General features: G+C 62.1%; 1 protein-coding gene. It reads right to left on the reverse strand.

Annotated elements, in window-relative coordinates; genetic code table 11:
* Nucleotides 1–1,226 (reverse strand): Ig-like domain-containing protein (locus tag K8I84_RS16870; RefSeq protein ID WP_223795938.1); only part of this gene is annotated, 1,226 nt, incomplete at both ends.

Raw genomic sequence — 1,226 nt, forward strand, 5'->3', positions numbered from 1 at the left:
ACCGTGTAGTTCGGGCTGGTCATGCCATCGGCGGTATCCGCAACACTCAGGCTGCCACTGATCACCGTGTCTTCATCACCACTGCCCGAGGTATCGCCGCTGAACACCGCCGTGTCGTTGATCGGGTTGACGGTGATGGAGACCGTTTGTGTCGCACTCTCACCACTGGCGCTGTCCGTGACCGTGTAGGTGAAACTGTCCGCGCCGTGATAGTCGGCCGCCGGCGTGTAGGTGAAGCTGCCGTCGGTGTTGAGCGTCAGGCTGCCGTTGCTGACGTCGGTCGCCAGCGCGTAACTCAGCGTTCCGCCACTGGTGGTGCTGTCGTTGCCCGCCACCGTGCTGTTCAGGGTGGTGTCTTCATCGACACTGACGCTGTCGTCCTGCGCCGTCAGATCGGTAACGGCGTTGACCGTGACATTCACGGTCCCGGTCTCGGTCACTCCACCCGACGTAATGGTGTAGGTGAACGAGTCGTTGCCATTGAAGTTTGCGTCCGGCGTGTAGGTGATCGTGCCATCAGGCAGGAAGCTGACCGAGCCGTTACTGCCGTTGGTCACTCCGGTCAGGGTCGGTGTGCCCTCAAAGCCGTCGGCGCTGGCGCCGTTGGTGCCGGTCAGCACGTTGGCCGAGATCGCCGTCTCTTCGTTCGTGATCAGGCTGTCATCGACAATGTCGACCACCGGGGTCACGGTGACATTGATCACCTGGGTGTCGGTGTAGCCATCATCGTCGGTGACCGTGACGGTAAACGAGTCGCTGCCGTTAAAGTCAGCACTGGGCGTGTAACTCCACAGCCCGGTTTCGGGGTCGATCGAAGCCGTTCCGTTGGTCGCGTCCGTCGAGACCGTGAAATAGGTGCCGTCAGTCAGGCCGTCGGCGCTATCGCTGGCCGTCAGCATACCGCTGATGACGGTATCTTCGTTGCCGGTGCCACTGGTGTCGCCACTCATGGTGACCGCATCGTCGACCGGGTTAATGGTCAGGCTGACGGTCCGAGTCGCGCTCTCACCACTGACGCTGTCTGTGACCGTGTAGGTAAAACTGTCACCGCCGTGATAGTCGGCCGCCGGCGTGTAGGTGAAGCTGCCGTCGGTGTTGAGCGTCAGGCTACCGTTGCTGGCGTCGGTGGCCAGCGCGTAGCTCAGGGTCCCGCCACTGGTGGTGCTGTCGTTGCCCGCCACCGTGCTGTTCAGGGTGGTGTCTTCGTCCACACTGACGCTGTCATC

The organism is Marinobacter sp. F4216 (genome assembly GCF_019931195.1).
Lineage (GTDB): Bacteria > Pseudomonadota > Gammaproteobacteria > Pseudomonadales > Oleiphilaceae > Marinobacter > Marinobacter suaedae.